The sequence below is a fragment of the Phycisphaerales bacterium genome, from assembly GCA_040221175.1.
Classification (GTDB): domain Bacteria; phylum Planctomycetota; class Phycisphaerae; order Phycisphaerales; family UBA1924; genus JAHCJI01.
Genome location: JAVJVK010000019.1, coordinates 492,500 through 511,338, shown reverse-complemented (window position 1 = coordinate 511,338; position 18,839 = coordinate 492,500). Strand labels below are relative to the sequence as shown.

12 protein-coding genes, 1 tRNA gene and 1 pseudogene are annotated in these 18,839 nt (G+C 69.8%); 6 read left to right on the top strand and 8 right to left on the bottom strand.

Annotated features, from left to right (window positions below; genetic code table 11):
* Positions 1 to 91: 91 nt before the first annotated feature.
* Together RIE32_14410 and RIE32_14405 are read left to right on the top strand one after the other, a co-directional pair.
* Positions 92 to 2,842 carry a DUF2339 domain-containing protein gene (locus RIE32_14410; protein ID MEQ9097444.1) on the top strand — a complete coding sequence of 917 codons (2,751 nt, stop codon included), beginning with the start codon at positions 92 to 94 and terminating at the stop codon, positions 2,840 to 2,842.
* 54 nt (positions 2,843 to 2,896) lie between these two features.
* Positions 2,897 to 3,682, top strand: a complete 786-nt coding sequence (locus RIE32_14405; protein MEQ9097443.1) for an alpha/beta fold hydrolase — start codon at positions 2,897 to 2,899, stop codon at positions 3,680 to 3,682.
* Here the strand turns inward: RIE32_14405 and RIE32_14400 are convergent.
* Both RIE32_14400 and RIE32_14395 read right to left on the bottom strand, forming a co-directional pair.
* Positions 3,679 to 5,769, bottom strand: a complete 2,091-nt coding sequence (locus RIE32_14400; GenBank protein ID MEQ9097442.1) for a GC-type dockerin domain-anchored protein — start codon at positions 5,767 to 5,769, stop codon at positions 3,679 to 3,681. The two genes, RIE32_14405 and RIE32_14400, sit on opposite strands and share 4 nt — an antisense overlap.
* Positions 5,770 to 5,878: 109 nt before the next feature.
* The gene (locus RIE32_14395) at positions 5,879 to 6,664 is read right to left on the bottom strand and encodes a hypothetical protein (protein ID MEQ9097441.1); all 786 of its coding nucleotides are present in this window, start codon (positions 6,662 to 6,664) and stop codon (positions 5,879 to 5,881) included.
* A 758-nt stretch (positions 6,665 to 7,422) separates the two neighbouring features.
* On the opposite strand from RIE32_14395, the gene RIE32_14390 reads away from it, so the two are divergent.
* A complete protein-coding gene (locus tag RIE32_14390) occupies positions 7,423 to 8,511 on the top strand; it encodes a hypothetical protein (GenBank protein MEQ9097440.1) in 1,089 nt (362 codons plus the stop codon).
* Here the strand turns inward: RIE32_14390 and RIE32_14385 are convergent.
* Positions 8,490 to 8,675: pseudogene (locus RIE32_14385) on the bottom strand (hypothetical protein). The gene RIE32_14390 and the pseudogene RIE32_14385 overlap by 22 nt on opposite strands.
* Before the next feature lie 64 nt (positions 8,676 to 8,739).
* Between RIE32_14385 and RIE32_14380 the strand changes: the two are divergent.
* On the top strand, positions 8,740 to 9,108 hold the full coding sequence (locus RIE32_14380) for a hypothetical protein (GenBank protein MEQ9097439.1): 369 nt from the start codon (positions 8,740 to 8,742) through the stop codon (positions 9,106 to 9,108).
* Between the two features lie 68 nt (positions 9,109 to 9,176).
* On the opposite strand, the gene RIE32_14375 is transcribed toward RIE32_14380, so the two are convergent.
* Both RIE32_14375 and RIE32_14370 read right to left on the bottom strand, forming a co-directional pair.
* Positions 9,177 to 11,645, bottom strand: a complete 2,469-nt coding sequence (locus tag RIE32_14375; protein ID MEQ9097438.1) for an EF-hand domain-containing protein — start codon at positions 11,643 to 11,645, stop codon at positions 9,177 to 9,179.
* A 368-nt stretch (positions 11,646 to 12,013) separates the two neighbouring features.
* On the bottom strand, positions 12,014 to 12,736 hold the full coding sequence (locus RIE32_14370; GenBank protein MEQ9097437.1) for a hypothetical protein: 723 nt from the start codon (positions 12,734 to 12,736) through the stop codon (positions 12,014 to 12,016).
* Between the two features lie 61 nt (positions 12,737 to 12,797).
* Between RIE32_14370 and RIE32_14365 the strand changes: the two genes are divergently transcribed.
* Positions 12,798 to 13,403, top strand: coding sequence for a DUF2238 domain-containing protein (locus tag RIE32_14365; GenBank protein ID MEQ9097436.1), 606 nt, complete (start codon positions 12,798 to 12,800; stop codon positions 13,401 to 13,403).
* A 44-nt stretch (positions 13,404 to 13,447) separates the two neighbouring features.
* On the opposite strand, the gene RIE32_14360 is transcribed toward RIE32_14365, so the two are convergent.
* The 3 genes from RIE32_14360 to RIE32_14350 all read right to left on the bottom strand — a co-directional run bounded on the left by RIE32_14360 (position 13,448) and on the right by RIE32_14350 (position 15,003).
* On the bottom strand, positions 13,448 to 13,882 hold the full coding sequence (locus RIE32_14360) for a hypothetical protein (protein ID MEQ9097435.1): 435 nt from the start codon (positions 13,880 to 13,882) through the stop codon (positions 13,448 to 13,450).
* Positions 13,883 to 13,980: 98 nt separating this feature from the next.
* The gene (locus RIE32_14355; GenBank protein ID MEQ9097434.1) at positions 13,981 to 14,796 is read right to left on the bottom strand and encodes an ankyrin repeat domain-containing protein; all 816 of its coding nucleotides are present in this window, start codon (positions 14,794 to 14,796) and stop codon (positions 13,981 to 13,983) included.
* 121 nt (positions 14,797 to 14,917) lie between these two features.
* Positions 14,918 to 15,003: transfer RNA gene (locus tag RIE32_14350), tRNA-Leu, on the bottom strand.
* 355 nt (positions 15,004 to 15,358) lie between these two features.
* On the opposite strand from RIE32_14350, the gene RIE32_14345 reads away from it, so the two are divergent.
* A complete protein-coding gene (locus tag RIE32_14345; GenBank protein MEQ9097433.1) occupies positions 15,359 to 18,544 on the top strand; it encodes a protein kinase in 3,186 nt (1,061 codons plus the stop codon).
* The last annotated feature ends 295 nt before the right edge of the window (positions 18,545 to 18,839 follow it).

Here is an 18,839-nt window from a genome sequence, read left to right as displayed (position 1 = left end):
TCTTGGCCCGCCGCCGACGGCAACGGCCCGGGACGATGGCGAATTCACGGGCGATGGACCCCCGAACAAGTAAAGTGTAGACTAACAGTCGATGGGGGAACCGCCACACGACGATGCGCAGCGGGAACTGGCGGACCTGCGCGCGCAGCTCCGGGCGATGCAGCAGCGACTCGACGCGCTGGAGGCGAAGCTCGCCGCGGAGGCAACGGCCCCGGCCGAGCCCGAGCCCCAGCAGCCCGAACCGGAAGCGCCCAGGGCCAGGCCGCTCTTCGAGGAGCTCCGCGAGAAGAAGATGGCCGCGGCCGCCGCGCGCGACGATGCGCCCCCGGCGGCGGCCGCACCGCCCGTGCCCGCAGAAGAACCCGAGCCCGGAGCGCCGCCAACGCGACCGCGGCGCACGTGGAACCTCTCCGAGCTCGAGTGGCTGGTGGGGGCCAAGGGCATCGTGCTGGCCGGCGTGCTCGTGCTGGTCATCGCCGCCGGCTTCTTCTTGAAGGAAGCCTGGGACCGAGGCTGGGTCGACCAGGTGCCCGGCTGGGTGCGGTGCTCGCTCGGCGCGGCGTTCGGCATCGCGCTGGTCGTCGTGGGCGAGTTCTTCCGCCGCAGGATCAACGACCTGGCCTCCAGCGGCGTGAGTGCGGCGGGGCTGGCGATCGTGTTCGGCTCGATCCTGGCCGCGGCGCGGATCTACGAGCTGATGCCGATGCCGGTGGCCTTCGGGTTGCTCGCGCTGACCTCGCTCGCCGGCGTGCTGCTGGGGGCGCTCTCGAACCGTGTCTTGCTGGCCGGGCTGTCGTTGGTCGGCGCGTTCGTGGTGCCGCTGGTGGTGCGAACGGATTCCCCCTCGTTCGTGGCGCTGCCGGCGTACCTGCTGGCATTGCTGGCGATGGGCCTGACGCTGGCGGGCTGGAAGGGCAGCGGATTCGCCGTCATCCGCCGGCTGGCCTGGTGGGGCACGGCCACGCTGGGCACGCTCTGGGGCGTGGCGATCATCGACGACAGCCTGTGGTCGCCGCTGGTGTTCGCGGCCCTCGTGTGGGCGATGACGATCGCCGAGCTGGTCGCCTCGGCACGGTTCTTCGCGCGGCTGCGGCCCAGCGTGGCGTGGCCCGAGGAATCCACCGCCGGCCTGGTGCAGCGCGAGCCGGGTGCGGCCATCGAGCTCGATCTGCGCACGCTGTGGACGCCCGAGGCGCGATGGATCAACTCGGTGTTTGGTGTGACCGTGTGGGCGGTGCTGCTCATGGGCTACGCCGTCTTCGAGCACGCGCCCGGGCGCGAGTGGATCGTGCCGGCGGCGATGATGGCGGCCTCGCTCATCGTCGCGTTCGTGGTCGCGCCCGAGGGCCGGCGGTTGTGGGCCCGCGTGCCCTCGGCCCGCTCGGCGCTCGCAACGGCGCTGGCGATCGACGCGGCGGGCCTGCTCGCGCTCACGATCGCGGTGGGGTTGGGCGGGGCGGCCGAGGTCATCACCTGGGCCCTGGTCGGCCTGGCGGCGATCGCCTTCGGCGTATGCATGCGCTTCCACGCGGCTAGCGTGCTGGGGCTGCTGTTCATGGGCTTCGGCTTCGCCCGGCTGGTGACGTTCGACCTGGGCAACGCCGTGTACCTGCACGCCGACGGCGCGCTCGAAACCATCGGGGCGATGGGGCTTCGCTTCGGCTCGTGGTCGGCCCAGATGGCGATCGTGGCGGGCACCGTCACGGCCGCGGCGGTGATGCTGCGCCGCTCGCCGTATCGGCACGCGACGGCGGTTATAGCCCTAGCCACGGTCGCGCTCGCGTTCATCGGGCCGGGCAGCGAGGGGCTGCCGCTGGGCGCTGCGTGGGCCGTGCTGGCGGTGGGGGCGGCGTACTTGGCGGTGGCCATCGGGCGCGCCGACCTGCGGTTGGCGTCGCTCGTCCTGCTTGGCGTTGGCACAGTGACGACTGGCATTGCCGCCGCGATCGCCCTGCACGGCGCCCGGCGATTGCCCGCGAACGTGGCGCTCTCGTGGACCGACGCGTCCTGGGCGCTGCTGGTGGTCGCGGTGATGTGGGTCGTCGCCAGCGCGCTTCCACGGCTCGCGCCGCTGGCGAGGATGGCCGGCGCAGGCGTGGCGGTGCTGGCGTTCGCGGCGATGTTCGTGGGCGACGGGACGCCGATGGCCACGCTCATGCTCTGCTGGACGCTGCTGCTGGTGGCCCTGAGCGTGCTGGTCGCGGCGGATGTTCGCGCGCTGCGGGGCTGGTTGCTGCCGACGCTGGCCGCGGGCGCAACGCTCGCGATGGGCGCCTTGTGGATCGGCCAGCGCGCGGTGACGGACTGGGAAGCCATCGACGCGGCGCCGTTGCTGCACCGGGCGATCCTCACGTCGTTGCTCATCATCGCGAGCATGCTGGCGGTCGGCTGGCGGTTGAAGCGCGCGGCCGTGGTCGAGGGCGTGCCCTGGAACCAGGCCGAGGTGCGCGCGGCCCTGCGCCTGGCGGTGTTCGTGGCCGCGGGCGTGCTGGGGCTGGCGATGAGCTCGTCGGAGGCCTACCGGGCGGTTCAATGGATGGGCGTTGCCGGCGAGGCCGCGCCGGACGCGGCGCTCAGCGTCTGGTGGGCGCTCTACGCCGTGGCCACGATCGCCCTGGGCGTGCGCCTCGGCGCCGCCGGCGTGCGCTGGGCGGGGCTCGCGCTGCTGGGCGTGACGGCTTCGAAGGCCGTGCTGCTGGACATGGCCGCCCTCGACGGCCTGACGCGCATCATCGGCTCGGCGGTGGTTGGGCTCATCCTGCTGGGCGCGGGCGTGGGCTACGCGGCGATGATGGGTCGGTCGCCAGCGGCTCCCGGCGGCGGGGGAACAACGCCCCGCTGAGCCCGGTTGGGCCGGCCCCGCGTTGTTCCAGTCCGGATTGTTGGAGGAAGCTACATGCCCACCACCAGCCACACGATCGAATGTCCCGGCGGCCACGCGCTGGCGGCCAGGCTCGACGAGCCCGAGGCCGATGCGTCCGCCTACGCGCTCTTTGCCCACTGCTTCACGTGCTCAAAAGACTCGATCGCCGCATCGCGGGTGTCCAGGGCGCTGGCCGACCGCGGCATCGGCGTGCTGCGGGTCGATTTCACCGGGCTCGGCCAGAGCGAGGGGGCGTTCGCCGAGTCCACGTTCACGGGCAACATCGCCGATCTGCGAGCCGCCTGCGCGTGGCTGGGCGACAATCGGCGGCCGCCGGGCCTGCTCATCGGCCACAGCCTTGGCGGCGCCGCGGTGCTTGCACTGGCCGGTGCGGGCGGTGAAGCGATCTCGAGCGTGCGGGCCGTGGCGACGATCGGCGCCCCGGCCGACCCCGAGCACGTCACCCACCTGTTCAGCGCCGGGCTCGACGAGATCCGCCGCGATGGCTCGGCCGAGGTCAGCATCGGCGGCCGCCCGTTCCGCGTGGGCGCGGCACTGGTCGACGACCTGCAGCGTCAGGACCCAGAGCGCACGATCGCGAACCTGCGACGCGCCCTGATGATCTTCCACTCGCCGGTCGACCGCATCGTGGGCATCGACAACGCCGCCACCATCTACGGCTGGGCCAGGCATCCCAAGAGCTTCGTGAGCCTGGATCAGGCCGACCACCTGCTGACGGACAAGGCCGATGCCGAGATGGTCGCCGGCGTGCTGGCGGCCTGGGCGGGGCGGGTGCTCTCGTCCGAGCCGGCGCCCTAGTCGCAGCCGGCGGCGAAGGCCCGCTCGAAGGCGAGAAAGTCGACGACCGTCAGCACGCCATCCGCGTCGTAGTCGGCCCCGGGATCGCCGGCGAGGAAGCGGTTGGTGAACTCGAGGTAGTCCAGCACCGTCGCGGCGCCATCGCCATCGAGGTCTCCCGGGCACGGCCGGCACGCCGAAAGACCATGCACACGCACGAAGCCGGCGCTGCGCCCGGCGGCGACGAGCAACTCGTCGGCCGTGAAGGCCACGGCGCGCACGTCGGTCTGGTAGAGGCTGCCCAGTTCCAGCGGTCGGGCGGGCTCGCCCACGTCGACCAGCCGGACTCGGTCGGCCGTCTCGATCACCAGCACCTCGTCTCGCAGCACGAGCATGCCCGGTTCGTCCAGGGCGCCCTCGCCCTGGCCCAGGAGGACCGGGTGCGCCGGATCGGTGACGTCCAAGACGCGTACACGCCCGCCGGCCAGCACGTACGCCAGTCCATCGGCCAGCAGCACGTCGCGCACCACCGCGCCGGCGTCGTACTCGCCCAGTTCGCGCGGTCGGATGGCATCCGACACGTCGGTGAACGCCACCGTCGATCCCTCGCGCTCGGCCGATGCGATCAGCGAACCCTCTGCGTCCAGCCGGAATGGGCAGCGGGCGAACGCGGCCGGCCCGAGCACGCGGGGACTGGCCGGGTCGGCGATGTCCAGCAGGATCAAGCCCTGGGGGCACGGCACCGCGATGGCCAGCACCGCGCCATCGATCGAGGCGTCCAGCACGGGCCAGGGCAGCGCTTGCCCGGAAACGAACGCGGGCGCCGCCGGCTCGGCGAGCGACCACGATTCCACGCCCTCCTCGGTCGCCAGCACGAGCAGATCGTCCTCGCGCCACAAGCCCGTGATCCGAGCGCCGGCCTGGCGCGTGGCGATGGCCCGCGGGTCGGTCGGGTCGGTGACGTCCAGCACGGTCAGGACGGCGTTGCGCGCGGCGTACGCGTGCGATTCGTGCGCCGCAAGCACCGCCGGCCGCGGCTCGATCCGCACGAGCCCGAGCCGCGAATCGACGACGGGGCGCGCCAGGTCGACGGCCAGCAGCGACCGGTCGCCTGCCAGCACGGCGTGGCGGCCGAGCAAGACCGCGTCGGACGCGAAGCCGGTGATGTAGGCCCGCACGTCAGTCAGATCGTCCGGATCGCGCGCATCCAGCACGCGCACGATGGTGTTGGGCCGGCCGATGACGGCCTCGTCGGCGTCGAACGCGGCGACGACCGCGAGCGAGCCCAGGCTGGCCACCGCCTGTGGCACCAGGTCGGCGCGGCGGCCGGCTTCGCGCGGGTTGGCCGGGTCGCGCAGGTCGAAGGCCACCAGGCCGACGTTCCGGCAGGGCACCAATGCGGTCGTGCCGGCCACCGAGAGCCCCATGGCGTTGTCGGGCAGGCGGACGTGCCCCAGCCGCCGGTAGGTGTTGGCGTCGGGCACCCACCGCGTGGTCAGGCCATCGCGGTTGACGCCCACGAGCACGCTGCCCATGAACGCGAAGTGCAGCGAGCCGCCGCCGATGCCCGAGCTGACGCCCTCGATGGGGTTGGTCGGGTCGCCCACGTCGTACAGGTGCAGCAGCGAGTCGAGCATCGTCACCGCGAGGATGCCCCCGCCCTCCACGCCCCGGCCCGAGGCCAGCCCGGTGATGGTCCAGCCGGGCTCGAAGCGGTGGAGCTCGCGCATGGACGAGGGGTCGGTGGCGTCGACGGCCACCAACGTTGTGTCGTCGGCCAGCCAGGCCACGCCGCCAACGACCTCGATGCGATCGACCGTGGGCATGCCCTCGGGCTCGAAGGTGGCGATCAGCTCGGGCCGCGCCGGGTCGCTGGCGTCGTACACCGCCATGCCCGGGCCGCTCGCCAGCACGTAGCGCCCCATTCGCTCCAGGTCGGTCGCCCGCCGGGGTTCGGCCTGGGGCCAGGCGAAGGTCGCGGCGGCCTCGCAGGCCGCGCCGCCGGCGTGGGTGCGTTCGGGCTGCGCGACGGCCGGACCGGTCGCCGCCAGCAGCGCGACGCACAGCACAGACGCGGGTGCGATCGTCGGATAAGGGCGTGGACGCATGGCGGGCGCTCCTGGTTGTGTGCGGTGCGGGGGGGTGGGGGGAATGGCACCCTTGTGTCGGCCCGCCGGACGCGCCGCCATGAACGCGGCCATAAGGCGCGGTGGGGCGCTAGGGCGTCGCCGCGGCGGCTGGGGTGGCGGCGGTGGCGCAAGTGGGGGTGGCGGGCGTGGGGGCCGTTGGCTGCGGCTTGGCCTGCACGTCCTGCGCCGCCCGCCCGCCCGAGCGCTTCTGCGTGCCGAAGAACACGGCGCTCCCCTGGGCCCAGTCGCTGCGGCCGCCGTTGCTGCGCAGGGCGCGCACGCGGTAGCGTACCAGCCGCAGGCCCTCGGGGACCTCGTCGTCGATGAAGCGCCTGGCCGACACCACCATCAGGGGTTGGTAGGGAGGCTCGAAGGGTGGATCGTGATCGTCCGGCCGGTCGATGGGCACGAGCTGGCGCTCCACCTCGTACACCAGCGAGCCGCGGCCCTCGTCGTCGATCTCGAACCGGACCTCGATCGACCCGTCGTTGCGCAGCGCGTGCTCGAATGCGCGCGGCGGGGGCGGCGCCGGCAGGGGCGTGCGCGTCCCGGGCGGCGCCATGCGGGCCCGCGCGTAGACGCCCTTGTCGCCCGTGGTCTTGGCCACGCCGTCGATGATCTCGCTGAGCCCGGCGAACTCGCGGCGCAGCTCGGCAATGCGCTGGCGCTTGGTGAGCGTGCGCGCTTTGGCGACGTCGCGGGCCTTTTGGGCCTTGCGCAGCGCGTCGCGGGCGGCCTCGTAGCGTTCCACCAGGGCCTGCACGCGGGCCTCGTCCAGGCCGAAGCTCATCGGGTCGACCGCCTGCCAGTGGGCGAGCATGGTCGCGATGTCCTGGATGAACGTCTCCTGCCGCTTGCTCGCCCGACGGGCCATGGCGCGATTCCTCCCGTGCCGGGGCCGCGGGCCACGCCGCCGCCGGTGCTCGAACGGGCATCGGCGTTCCCGGGGCCCCGCTCCAGCGGATCCGTGCCGCGTGGGGGCATACCGGTGCCACCAGTCGCCACCGCCCGCCCCGACGCCATCGCATCGTGCCCCAGGAGCGTGGGCACGATGCGCTGCATTGCGGGCGGGCGGGCCCGGGCCCGGTCCCTGGAACCGACGCCGTCGAAGGATCCGCCACGGCCGCCGTCGCGGGCTCGACCGGGCTCGTGGGGCCGTCGGGGCCCCTTGTTGGGCGGCCGAGTGGCCACGGGCCGCGTCACGGGGGCGCGGTTGCTTCGGGAAACCCCGGCTGGGCCAGCGGCGTAGAGTCGGTGGTCATGCGCGGCCGCGGACTCGGCTGACGGCGGTGTGACGACCGACGCCAACATCGCCTATGACGTACGTAGCCGCAATGTGTTGGCAGTTGTTCGTGCTCGACCAGAAGCCGCGGCCCCCCGAGGCCTGGGGACGATCCAGTTGCCAGCGCCGGCCGCATTGCCGCTGCCGGGGAATCGCGTGAGATCAAGTCCATGTCACCACATCAGTTTCGGCGAATGACCAGATCGACGTGCTTCGCTGCTCTCTTCAGTGGCTGGTTCGCATGCCACGGGATGGCACATCGACCGTGCAACCAGGACGCAACTGTGCCCACGGATCGTCGGTCGCAATCCAGACTCATTTCACCGGGTGAGGAGAGCCCGCAGCCCGTCGTGCGCCATGTTGCAACGGCGGGGCCATTCCAGAACATCACCATGGTCAGTCACATGCATCGAACGGACCGCGGCTCTGTTCTCGTTGTGGGACCCCTTGGCGCCGTTGAGATCGACGGGCAGAAGCGCGTGCTCCGCTCCGTCGATTTCGATTGGTGGCCGGCCGAAGTGGATCGACAGAGTCTTCGGCCGAGCCCGTTTCGAAAGGTCAAGCCGACTCAGCTCGATGACGACGAGTTTCTGGAGTTTGTGCGATGGGACAGTTATCAGTTCACAACGAGTATTGATGCAGTGGATCACGACGGCTCATACCTCTGGTCTTTATATCGGAGTCGCGAACCACTCGAAGAAGAGTCCGAGTTCTTCGATATGATGTTGCTGACCACGGCGAATATGCATGAAGACCTCGGGATCATCGTGGCCAGCGGCTTTCCGACCCACGAAGCAATCATCCTGGATGCCAGGGCCGAGATCGTGGGTCGCCAGCAAGTTCCCGGACCGTTGCTCAGTTCAAGCAGGGCGACGTGTTTGAGCGGAGGCGCCGCCGGGACGGTCGCCATCGTGGCGGCCGGAGATGAAATCGTTCGAATGACCGCAAAAGGTGTCCCTATCCAGAAGTGGAAGTTTTCTGAACTGCTAGAACTGCCCGAGACCGCCAAAGCTCCACGCGTTCTGTCAATATGGAGTTCGAGAGCGACGGACGCGCGCGAGCGAGCGATCGTGGCCAACGTGGTAATTGACAGTATGAGCACCTATTGGCAGATCAGTCTTGACGACGATGCCGCGATTGTTGGTGCGAAGCAAATCCACGGGCAAGAGGCTCGGTACCGCGAGGGAGCGCCGCTTGTTCTTGGGGGCCGAGAATACAGCCTTCGAGCCGAGACTCCCGATGCGAACCATCCCTCCACGATTGCAAGCGTGATCCTCGCTACGAGTGAAAGGGATGTAGGAAGCATTGACCTTCGGTCGAGCGCGTTCGTCGATGCGCTTCCACAGGTTGTCAGCATGGGGACACGTGACGGTATCGAGATGGTCTGGTTAGCGTGGGGTCCGGAGATCTTCGAGATTCATGTATCGATGGAGGAATAGGCCTGAACCGCTTGGAATGCGGTCCGTCGCCCCGACCTCATGCGTCGGCGAGTCCTGTCGCCCGACCGCCTCTGGTCATACAACTTGGTCGTGGCGATCGAGGCATGCCCGAGCCACATCTGGACGTAGGCGATGTCGGCCTGGTGCTCAAGGGCGTTGGTGGCGGCGGTGGCCCGGCATCATGGTCTGTCCGCAGGGATGCCTTGATTGCGAAGGAGAATGCTGCCAATGCCCCGTGTTCGCCTGCCGATCCCAAGCCCCGAGCGCGATGGCGTCGCGGCCAGGGCATTCAACCGCACGCCGGTCCGCCGCATCGCGTGCAGCGTCGTCGTGCTCGCGGGTCAGGCCGTGGCCGTTCATATGTTCGTGCCCCCCGTGCTGGTGGTGCTGCACGACACGGATGCCGGCTGGGCGCGTGTGGCGCTGCCCGTCGTCGCCGCCGTCGTGCTGCTGGCCGGGCTGGGATTGCTGGCCGGGGCGATCATGGAAGCGCGACGACGCAGCGTGATCGACGCGCAGGCGGTGGTGATCGGGGCGTGCCTGCTCTCGGCGGTGGCGCTCGCGGCCATGTACGTGCGGTCCGGCGTGCTGCACTGAGGGCGCACTCCGGGCGGGCTCGCGGGCGGCTGCCCTCCAAGGGCGCTTGGGAGGATGGATTCCGTCTCTCAGCCGCAGCCGGCGTCGAAGGCGGTCTGGAAGGCCAGGAAGTCGAAGATGGTCAGCACCCCGTCGCCGTCCAGGTCGGCGCTGGGACGGCCCGAATCGAACTGCGTCTGGTACTCGAGGAAGTCGAAGATCGTCAGCGCGCCATCGCCATCGCGGTCGGCGGCGCACAGCACGACCGTCAGCGTCTGGTCGGTCTGGATGGCGTGGGCCGGGCCCAGGCCGGTGGGCGGGTGCACCTCGACGCGATCGACCCGGCCACCGAGGAATGCCTGCGTGAGGACGGTGAACGACGCATCGCCCGCGGGCTCGTAGCCGTCGGCCAGGCGCACCCGGAGCGTGCCGCCGAGCGTGATCTGGCCGTCGCCAACGATCTGATCGTGCGCGCCGGGGCCGGCGACGTCGATGACGAGCCGCGCGAGCGGCGAGATGAACAGCTCGCCGCGATGCAGCATCGTCCCGACGGCTTCGCCCGAGCCCGTTGCCGGGCCGGGAGCGAGCGTGCCCTGGATGAGCATGTCTGAGAAGGGGCCGTTGATCTCGCCCTGGCCCTCGACGAGGCCATCGGGCCCGATCGTCGCGAGCCGGCCCCGCTCGGCCTCGAAGCGCGCCGCCTCCAGGTCCGCTGACGGTGCGTCCATGCGGAGCACGTCGTGGAACGTCGCGTCGCGCAGCAGCGTCACGACGGTCGGTTCGTCGACCCCGCCGGGGAGCGCAAGTGGTTCATCGAAGCGTGTGCCGTCGCCGATGCGCAGCGTGGCGTCCGGCTCGAAGTCCAGCGATCCGTGCACCGACGCCCCAATGAACGCGGTGTCCGCGAACGCCCCCCGCCGCATGATGCACGAACCGCCCCGGACGTCGATGATCTCTCCCTCGACCTCCATGCCCTCGAATATAAACGTGCCGCCATTGCGTGCGATCAGGATGCCATCGCGCTGCTGGCGGATGCCGCCCTTGAGGAACGTGATGGACTGGTCCGGACCATCGGCGGTGATGGCGCTCTCGTTGATCAGCCAGTCGAGTACCTGGCCGGAGCCATGCACCGTGACGCCGGCCTCGATGATCGGCCGATCGCTGTCGGGCCCGTCACCCTCGAACACGGCCGACAAGCCGGAGCCGGCTTGGCCGTTCAGGGCCACGTCGCCTCGGAGGCGCGAGGCCGATCGCAGCGAGAATCGCGTATCCAGGGCCAGCCCGAGCGTGTTGACCACGACGGGCCCCTCGATGACGGCCTGGGCCGAGGCCCGCACGGTCTCGCCGCTGGGTACGCCGAAGCCGCCGACGACTCGTGCGCCCTCGAAGAAGGCGCCGTTCAGCAAGCGGCTGCCGGCCCCGAGTTCGACCAGGCCCCCGATGATCGCCGGCGAGTCGACGAAGCTGCCCTCGCCAACGCGAAAGACGCCGGTGGACGATTGCACGATCGCCGCATTCATGTCGAGCGTGCTGCCGGCGCCGCGCACCTCGATGAGGCCATCATTCTCCCAGCGACCCTCGATCTCCCCCCAGGTGACGTCGACCACGCTGCCCTGGGCGAACCGGCCCACGCCGTCCCGCTCCTTCGGCCGCAGCACCGCCGTGCCGGGCGACCCTGGCCGCCCGGCGAGTTCGAGCCGCCCGCGGAGCACGGCGCCGTCGTCGTAGAAGAGCAGGGCGACGCCCGGGAACGGCGTGCCGTGGACCACGATGTCGTCGAACGTCACATCGTTCTGGACGTCGACCGACTGGCCGTTGCGGAGCTGGAGTTGGCCCTCGATCGTCACCCCATCGATCACGCCGCGGATCGAATCAAGCTCGCTTCCGGGCTCGAGCTGGATCACGCCGCCGCGCACGGCATTGTCGTCGATCCGGAACGTCGAGCCGTTGCGGACCACGATGCGGCCGGACGGCGCCTGCGTGATCTCGCCCACGCGAAGGTCGAGCAGGTCGCCGGACACGTCGATGCGGCCGGCGTTGTGCCAGTTGCCCTGGAGGAGGCCGGCGCCCGACACGACGCCCCGTGGGCCGATCCGAGCGGGCGCGCCACCGCCGTGGGTGAGCGTGCAGCCCGATTGCTCGTCGGGCGCCACCAGCAACTCGACGCGCGTGTCGAGCAGCCCATCGCCCGCGACGATCAGGCGCGTCCTGAGCGACACGCCCGGGCTCTCCATTTGCACGACGCCGGGGCCCGCCAGTTCGTCGAGCGAGAGTTCGGCCGCATCGACGAGCCGCAGCGTGGCCGCCGGATTGGTGAGGTCGATCCGAGAGACGCCGGCAGGACCCAGCAGCGTGACGGCATACGGCGTTGTGAATCCCAGGACAACCGAATCGAGCACGCCGGGCACGCGGGCGGGTGACCAGTTCGCGGATTCTTCGAATGCTCCATCGACCGGCAGCGCCCATTCGATGACGTCCTGGCCCTGCGCACCGCAGCACACCAGGACGTGCGAGGCCAATGCTGCACATCGAGCCACGTTTCCGAACGGCGTCGCCATGGGTCATCCTCCGGTGCTTGAAGGCGTATGCCGCGGCGGCCCGGTGCCGTTACCCGCCTCGACGGCGCAGAGCGTGGATGGCAACGTGGTCATTGGTCGTGGTCCGCATCGCGGCGGTCGGGCTCGGTGGACACCTCCAGCCGATAACGGGGTTGGGTGCACGACGGACGGCTCCCGGTCTCGGATCGCACGCGGTTTCTGGTGGCGAACAGCTTCGCCGTGGCGCTCGCCGGCGAGGTGGCGGTGATCAGACGGAACGGTCGCGCGATCGCTCACCTCCGGCGTCGGCGAATCCTCCGCCCGTGTCCAAGCCGGTCGTAGCGCCTGGTGGTGGCGGCTCATGGTGACGATCGAGGCGTGCCCGAGCCTCACGCGATCAGCACGTGGCCGATGAGCCCCAGCGCAAAGCCGATCACCGCGCCCATGGGCGGGGCGAAGGCGCGGTCCAGGCGCGCTTGGGGGGCGATGTCCTCGAAGGTCAGGTAGAGGATGCCGCCGGCGGCGAAGAGCATCATGGTGCCCAGCACCGCCCCGCCCGGCTCGAGCAGCCAGAAGCCCAGCAGGCCGCACGCCGGGCCCAGCAGCGCGGTCAGGGCGAACATGGCCAGCAGCGCGCGCGGCGTGCGATGGGCCGCGGGCGAGCGCGCATCGGCCGAGCGGAGCTCGCGGTAGGCGTTGAAGCCCTCGGGCAGGTTCTGCAACGCGATGAGCACCGCCAGGAAGACGCCCGTCCGCCGATCGGCGACGAAGGTCGCCCCCATGGCGATGGCCTCGGGCACGAAATCGGCCAGCATCGCCGCCACCTGCGAGCCGGCACCCGAGCGGCGGGCCAGCACGATGTCCAGTCCCATGAACGCCAGCCCCCCGGCCACGAGCGCCATCGGGGCCCACCACGCGGCGACCGCGTCGGCTCCATCGGGCACGAGCACGAGCGCAACCGCGCTGAGCAGCGCCCCGCCGCCCAGGGCGATGATCGTGCGGCGCAGCTCGTTCTCCAGCCACCGAGGGCGGAAGCGCTCGGCCGAGGCCAGCAGGGCCCCGGCGGGGATGGCAGCGCCGGCCAGGAGCGTCCAGAGCAAGAGCGCGAGCATCGCGGCAGGATATGGAGGGCCCGCGGCGGACGCCGGGCCGCCGGCGCGCCGATACTGGGGCATGGCACCGCACCGACCCGCGTTCTGGACCGACCCCAGCCGCCTTGCCGCGATGATCGTGTTCGTGCTGGCCCTGGCGGGCTTCTCGATCTACGCCATCGCCAATGGCAACGCCGAGTTCATCTTCTACGGCGTGGTGCTGGTGATCCTGGCCATCGCCGTCTTCGTGCTCGATCGGCGCGTGGAACTCTCGCACGCGGCCATCTGGGGGCTGCTGGCCTGGGCCGTGCTGCACCTGACCGGCGGCAACGTGCCCGCGGGCGAGGCGGGGGTGCTCTACAACTTCCGCCCGGCGCCCTGGCTGCCCAAGTACGACCAGGCGTTGCACGCGGTGGGCTTTGCCATCGCGACGCTCGTGTGCTGGGAGTGCCTGCGCCGGGCGCTCGTGCGCGATGATGGGGCGCCACCGCGGGCGAGCTGGGGCCTGGCCATCGCCTGCGTGCTCATGGGCATCGGCCTGGGCGCGCTCAACGAGGTCGTCGAGTTCGTGGCCGTGTTGACGATGCCCGAGACGAACGTGGGCGGCTACACAAACACCGGGTGGGACCTGGTAAGCAACCTGGTGGGGGCGGCGGCGATGGGGGCGTGGATCCGGCTGCGGGGCTGAGCTTGCTCGCCCAGATGCTCAGCCGGCCGTCTTAGCTGGCCGTCTCAGCCGGTCGTGTCGATCGAGGTGCCCAGGCGCGCGGCGTTGGTGCTGGTGGCGGCGCTGTTGGCCAGCGCGGGGTTGGTGTAGAAGGGCAGCGACCCGTTGCGGCCGGTGAGCTGGCCCGAGACGTAGTCCATCGGGGCGTCGACGCGGGCGGCCACGAGCTTGCCCATCTCGCGTTGGGCGGCGGTGGGCGTGGTCGCCTGGAGGCCCGAGAGGCCGTAGGTCGCCGGCGCGGCCTGGGTCGCTCGGGACGCGCTGATCTGCTGGGCGGCCTTGGTGAAGCTGATGACGTCGGTCCGCTGGGTCGCGCGGACGGTGCTCGGGGCGGCCGGCGTGACGCGGAGCGTCCGCCCAGCGCCTTGGGAGACAGCGTGGGAGGCCCCCTGGAGGGCGGCCAGCGGGTTCGGGTTCTGCACGCCGGATACGTCGGTCATCGGTGGCCCCATATCGACCGCCCGGCCGCGCGGGCTCCAGCGGAAGGCGGCTTGTCAGCCCGATTTCGGCGTCCACCGGGCCATCGTCAGGCCGTGGTTCAGCCGCCGGCGGCCTCACGCAGCATGTCGGCCACCGGGCCGCTCTCGCCCGCCCGGTCGATCGCCCCGCGGCCGCGATCGTCCACGGCCTGCACGTCGGCCCCGCCGCCCAGCAGCACCAGGATGGCTTCCAACTGCTGGGCCCCGGCCGCGTGCATGAGGGCCGTGGCGCCGTCGGCGTCGGTCTGATCGGGGTCGGCCCCGGCCTCCAGCAGCAGGCTGGCGGGCTGGTGGGCCCCGCTGCGGGCGGCGAGCATCAGGGCCGTGCGGCCCTCCTGGGTCTGCATGGCCGGATCGGCCCCCGCGCCCAGCAACGAAACGACCACGTCGGTCTGGCCCTGTTGGGCTGCATGCATCAGGGCGGTCATGCCCGACGCCGATCGGGCGTTGGGGTCGGCCCCGGCCTCGAGCAGCGTCCGCACGGTGGGTTCATTGCCGTCGCGGGCGGCCAGCATGAGGGCCGTGGCGTCCACTTCAAGTTGGGGCGATGCGACGGCGTCCACGTCGGCCTGGCTTGCGCGGCTGTCCACATCCACGCCCATGGCCAGCAGGCCGTCGATGGTCCCTGTGTCGCCCGCCGAGGCGGCCCGAAGAAGCCGGACGTGTGCGGGCTCGTCGATCGCTTCGGCCCTGGGCTCGGCCGGGGGCGTGCGCTCACTGGTAGGGTCCTGGCCTTCGGAGGTCTGGGCCGAGGCCTGCTCGTCGTCGGGCGGCAGCGGGACCTCGCTGGGCGGCAGGAGGATGGCGACCAGGATGAGCGCGACGCCGACGATCGCCACGCCGATGAGCACGAGATGGCCCTTGAGATTGTTCATGGAGCGAGCCCCCTGCGGACAGCGGCCGCGATGGCGGCCTCGTGAGGTTGACGCACCACGATAGGACGGCCCGCCGGAGGCTTCCCCCATCGATCGGGGCGACTGTCGTTTGTCAAGGAGATGGGCCCGGTGGGACTCGAACCCACACTGGAGTTTCCTCCAAGCGGATTTTAAGTCCGCCGCGTCTGCCGATTTCGCCACGGGCCCGTAAGGTCTACGGGGCCGTGAGCCCCGTTGAGACGGTACGGTAGCGCAGCCTGATGCACCCGATTGCGTGACTGCCGCCGGGCCTCCTGCAGCGCCGCGATCCTGTCGGCCCGGCCCCGGGTACCGATCATGCGCAGCGCCCGGGGGCGACCTCGGGCCTCCGCTGCACCGTCGTTGCGGTCTTGACGTCGACGCCGCGGCGGACCTCGGCGGTGATGGCTCGCTGACAACCCTCGATCTCTTGGCGCTCCTTGACTTTTTCTGGCCCGGGGTGCCGAACAAGCCTGGTGACCACCGACAATCAGCAATCGACATCTTCGGGCGAGCGATCGCCGGTCGCATACAGTGGATCTGGATGAGCACGCCTGATCGGATCGGGTCGTTCCAGATCGAAGCCGAAATCGGCCGTGGTGGCCACGGGGTGGTGTATCGTGCTCGTGATCAGCGGCTCGATCGGCTCGTGGCCATCAAGGCGATCCCAGACAACGTTTCCTCGGACCCTTCGAGGATGACTCGATTTCGCGATGAAGCACGGATCATTGCACAACTCAACCATCCGCACATCGCACAGATCCACCAACTCCTGGAAGAGGATGGCAAGACCTACCTGGTGCTCGAGTACGTCCGTGGGCAAGCACTGCACCACGTCGCTGCACAACTCGCTGGTCGTCTCGACCGGATCCTTCCGCTTGTGCTCCAGATCGCCGACGCTTTGGATTCGGCGCACGCGCACGGCATCATTCATCGAGATCTCAAGCCCGACAACATTCTCGTGACTGAGAGCGGCGATGCGAAGGTGCTCGACTTCGGGATCGCCTGCACGGCGCCGAAGGCCACCGATGCGAGTACGCCCACGCTCGTTGGAGGCGTGGGCGCGGACGCCCCCGTCGAGGCGGCGATGACCGGCACGCCCGGCTATATGAGTCCTGAACAGTGTCGCGCCGAGGCCGTCGACGCACGAGCGGACATCTTCAGCTTTGGATGCGTGCTCTATGAATGCCTCACCGGGCGAAGAGCAATCGACGGTCATACGAACGCCGATCGCATCGCTGCAACGCTGGTGGGCCAGCCCGACTACTCGCACCTGCCCGCTGAACTTCCCGATGGCGTCGCTGCGCTCGTGCGGTCCTGCCTCGCACGGAGGGCGGACGACCGCCTCGAGTCGATCCACGATGCGCGGGTGGTGCTGCAAGGCGCGGTCGCTCCTCCAAGATCATTGAAGACATCAACGGATCAGGAAGATGTCGCCGCGAAGGAGCCAACCAGGCGCACCAATCTGCCGCGTAGCTTTGATCGGTTCATCGGTCGCGCTGCAGAGGTTGTCCAGATCACCCAAGCGCTGCACGATCGTGTGCTCACCACGCTGGTTGGCGCAGGAGGCTGCGGCAAGACGCGGCTGGCGATCGAAGTGGCTCGCAGGGTTCAGCATCGCTTCGAGGGCGGCGTCTGGCTCGTTGACCTGTCGGCACGCGACGCGGAGCGCGTCGTGGACGCCATCGCCGCTGCCATGGGCTTGTCTGATGAGCCCGGACGATCGCAACTCGACGCCGTTGCCGATCACATCTCGACGAATCCAGTTCTGCTGGTGCTGGACAACTGCGAGCACGTGCGCGAGGGAGCACGTGACGTGGCGATGGCACTCGTCGATCGATGCAGTGAGCTTCGTATCCTCGCCACCGGTCGGGAGCCACTTGCAGCACCAGGAGAACTGGCCTGGCGCGTACCCAGCCTGGGTGTGCCGGGCAGGGCCACCCGCCGCGGGCGGATGGAGGTCGATTCGGTCCACACGCCTGCAACGCCAGCCACGACGCCTCCCGCGGCCACGCCCGCAGATGGCTGGGCGGTCGATGATCTACTGGCTTGCGAATCCGTCGCGCTGTTCATTGAGCGTGCCCGCGAAGTCCGGGCCGGTTTTGCCTTGAACGGATCCAACGCTCCGGCGGTCGCGAGTATCTGTCGCCGTCTGGACGGCATCCCCCTGGCAATCGAGCTAGCCGCCGCGCGTATAGGCATGCTCTCGGCAGAGCAGATCGAGCGGCACCTGGATGATCGATTCCGGCTCTTGCGTTCGTCAGATGTTCGCAAAGCCCGGCATCAAACGCTGCGCGCCGCGATCGATTGGTCGTTCCACTTGCTTGATGACCTTTCGAGGCGCGTCCTCCAGCGGCTCGCGGTGTTCACCGAAGGTTGCTCGCTCGAGGGCGCCTGCTGGGTCCTTGGTCCGGATGCGGACCTGTTCGAAACACTGGACATGCTCACGGTGCTCTCGGACAAGTCGCTGCTTGTAAGCGAGCACATCGGGGCGTCGGCGCGATATCGGCTCATGGAATCGGTCCGCGAGTACGCCCTCGAGCGCCTTGAAGCGGAAGGCGAGCTTGACGAAGTGCAGTCCCGACGACTGCGATTCTACGATGAGCTGGCCTTGGGCGCGCGTGACGGCCTGACGGGTACTGACCAGGGGGCATGGCTCGAACGCCTGGACGTGTGCGCGGAGGATCTGCTCGATGCAATCGATACCGCGGCCGATAGCGCCGCAGAGCTTGCGCAACGCGTGTGCGCTGGCGTCTGGCGGTATTGGTGGGTCCGCGGGCGCATCCGCGTTGGCTTGATGGCTTGCGACCGCGCATGCCGGGCATCGCTCGAGCCGACCACGGCACGGGCGGACGCGCGCTACGCGGCCGGCGCCATGGCCTGGACCATCGGCGAGCACGAATCGGCGTGGGCCCAGCAGAGCGAGGCCCTGGCGATCTACGAGCAGTTAGGCGATGCGCGAGGCAAGGCCGCATCGCTCAATAGCTTGGGCCTGATCGCCATGGATCGTGGCGATCTGGCAGAGGCCGAACGGCTGTTCGGCGCCTCGCTCGCAATGAAGCGCAAACGCGGCGATCGACGCGGTGAAGCGATGTCACTGAACAATCTTGGCATTGTGGCCCGCTTGGCCAATCGCCTGGTGGAAGCAAAGACCAATTACGCACGTTCGGCTGAGATCCTTCGGGAGTTGGGCGATCACAGGGCCATGGCGCGCTCACTCATGAACGTGGCCGAACTGGCTCAACGCACGGGCGATTTGTCAGAGGCTCATCGGGGCTTCGAGCAGGCGCGCTCGAGTTTCGTAGAGACGGGCGACCGCCAGGGCACCGCCATCGCGAGTGCCAACCTTGGCGCGGTGCTCGGCGCCGAGGGCCGTCCGACTGAAGCGGCGCCGCTCCTCGCCGAGGCGATCACGATCTTCCAGGAACTGGGCGATCGTGGCGGGTTTATAAACGCCATCGAGGCCGTCGCCGATCTGGCCTTGTCGGTGCGCGTCTACGACGCTGCAGCCCACTTGGTGGGTGCGACCCGGGTGCTACGGGAGGACTGGGGGCTCCCGCGAGATGCCGGCCAGCGGGAGGTGACCGAACGCCTGAATGAGGCGCCAGGCGTACTCGATGGCGACGCCCGTAAAGCGTGGGCGCAGGCGGAGGCTCGTGGCCGGGCGATGGACGATCTGGCGATTGCGGCATTCGCGTTGCAATGGCTGGCGGGCTGGACCGCGCCGTGATATGCAGCCAGACGCTCCTCAGCGACACCACCAGTTCATGATGTCCGCTGGCGACGCCTGCAACTGCGGAAGCGTCTTATGCACCGGCTTGCGGCAGAAGAGCGGCAACGAATTGACAATTGAAACCGATTTATCGACAAACGCAGCCCCCATCAGACATCGGGTGCGGCTGAAAGATGATTCAGTCCCGGTTCACCAGTGGTTCAGCGTTAGTCGCGACACTCCACTGGGGTTGTTCGAGGTCGCTACACCGTATCGGGCGTGGCATCGAACCCAGGACGACGAGGGGTCTACC

Coding starts and splice junctions, on each gene's coding strand:
- RIE32_14355 (MEQ9097434.1), bottom strand. CDS start 14,796: ATGAACAATCTCAAGGGCCATCTCGTGCTCATCGGCGTGGCGATCGTC.
- RIE32_14410 (MEQ9097444.1), top strand. CDS start 92: ATGGGGGAACCGCCACACGACGATGCGCAGCGGGAACTGGCGGACCTG.
- RIE32_14345 (MEQ9097433.1), top strand. CDS start 15,359: ATGAGCACGCCTGATCGGATCGGGTCGTTCCAGATCGAAGCCGAAATC.
- RIE32_14380 (MEQ9097439.1), top strand. CDS start 8,740: ATGCCCCGTGTTCGCCTGCCGATCCCAAGCCCCGAGCGCGATGGCGTC.
- RIE32_14405 (MEQ9097443.1), top strand. CDS start 2,897: ATGCCCACCACCAGCCACACGATCGAATGTCCCGGCGGCCACGCGCTG.
- RIE32_14365 (MEQ9097436.1), top strand. CDS start 12,798: ATGGCACCGCACCGACCCGCGTTCTGGACCGACCCCAGCCGCCTTGCC.
- RIE32_14360 (MEQ9097435.1), bottom strand. CDS start 13,882: ATGACCGACGTATCCGGCGTGCAGAACCCGAACCCGCTGGCCGCCCTC.
- RIE32_14375 (MEQ9097438.1), bottom strand. CDS start 11,645: ATGGCGACGCCGTTCGGAAACGTGGCTCGATGTGCAGCATTGGCCTCG.
- RIE32_14400 (MEQ9097442.1), bottom strand. CDS start 5,769: ATGCGTCCACGCCCTTATCCGACGATCGCACCCGCGTCTGTGCTGTGC.
- RIE32_14370 (MEQ9097437.1), bottom strand. CDS start 12,736: ATGCTCGCGCTCTTGCTCTGGACGCTCCTGGCCGGCGCTGCCATCCCC.
- RIE32_14395 (MEQ9097441.1), bottom strand. CDS start 6,664: ATGGCCCGTCGGGCGAGCAAGCGGCAGGAGACGTTCATCCAGGACATC.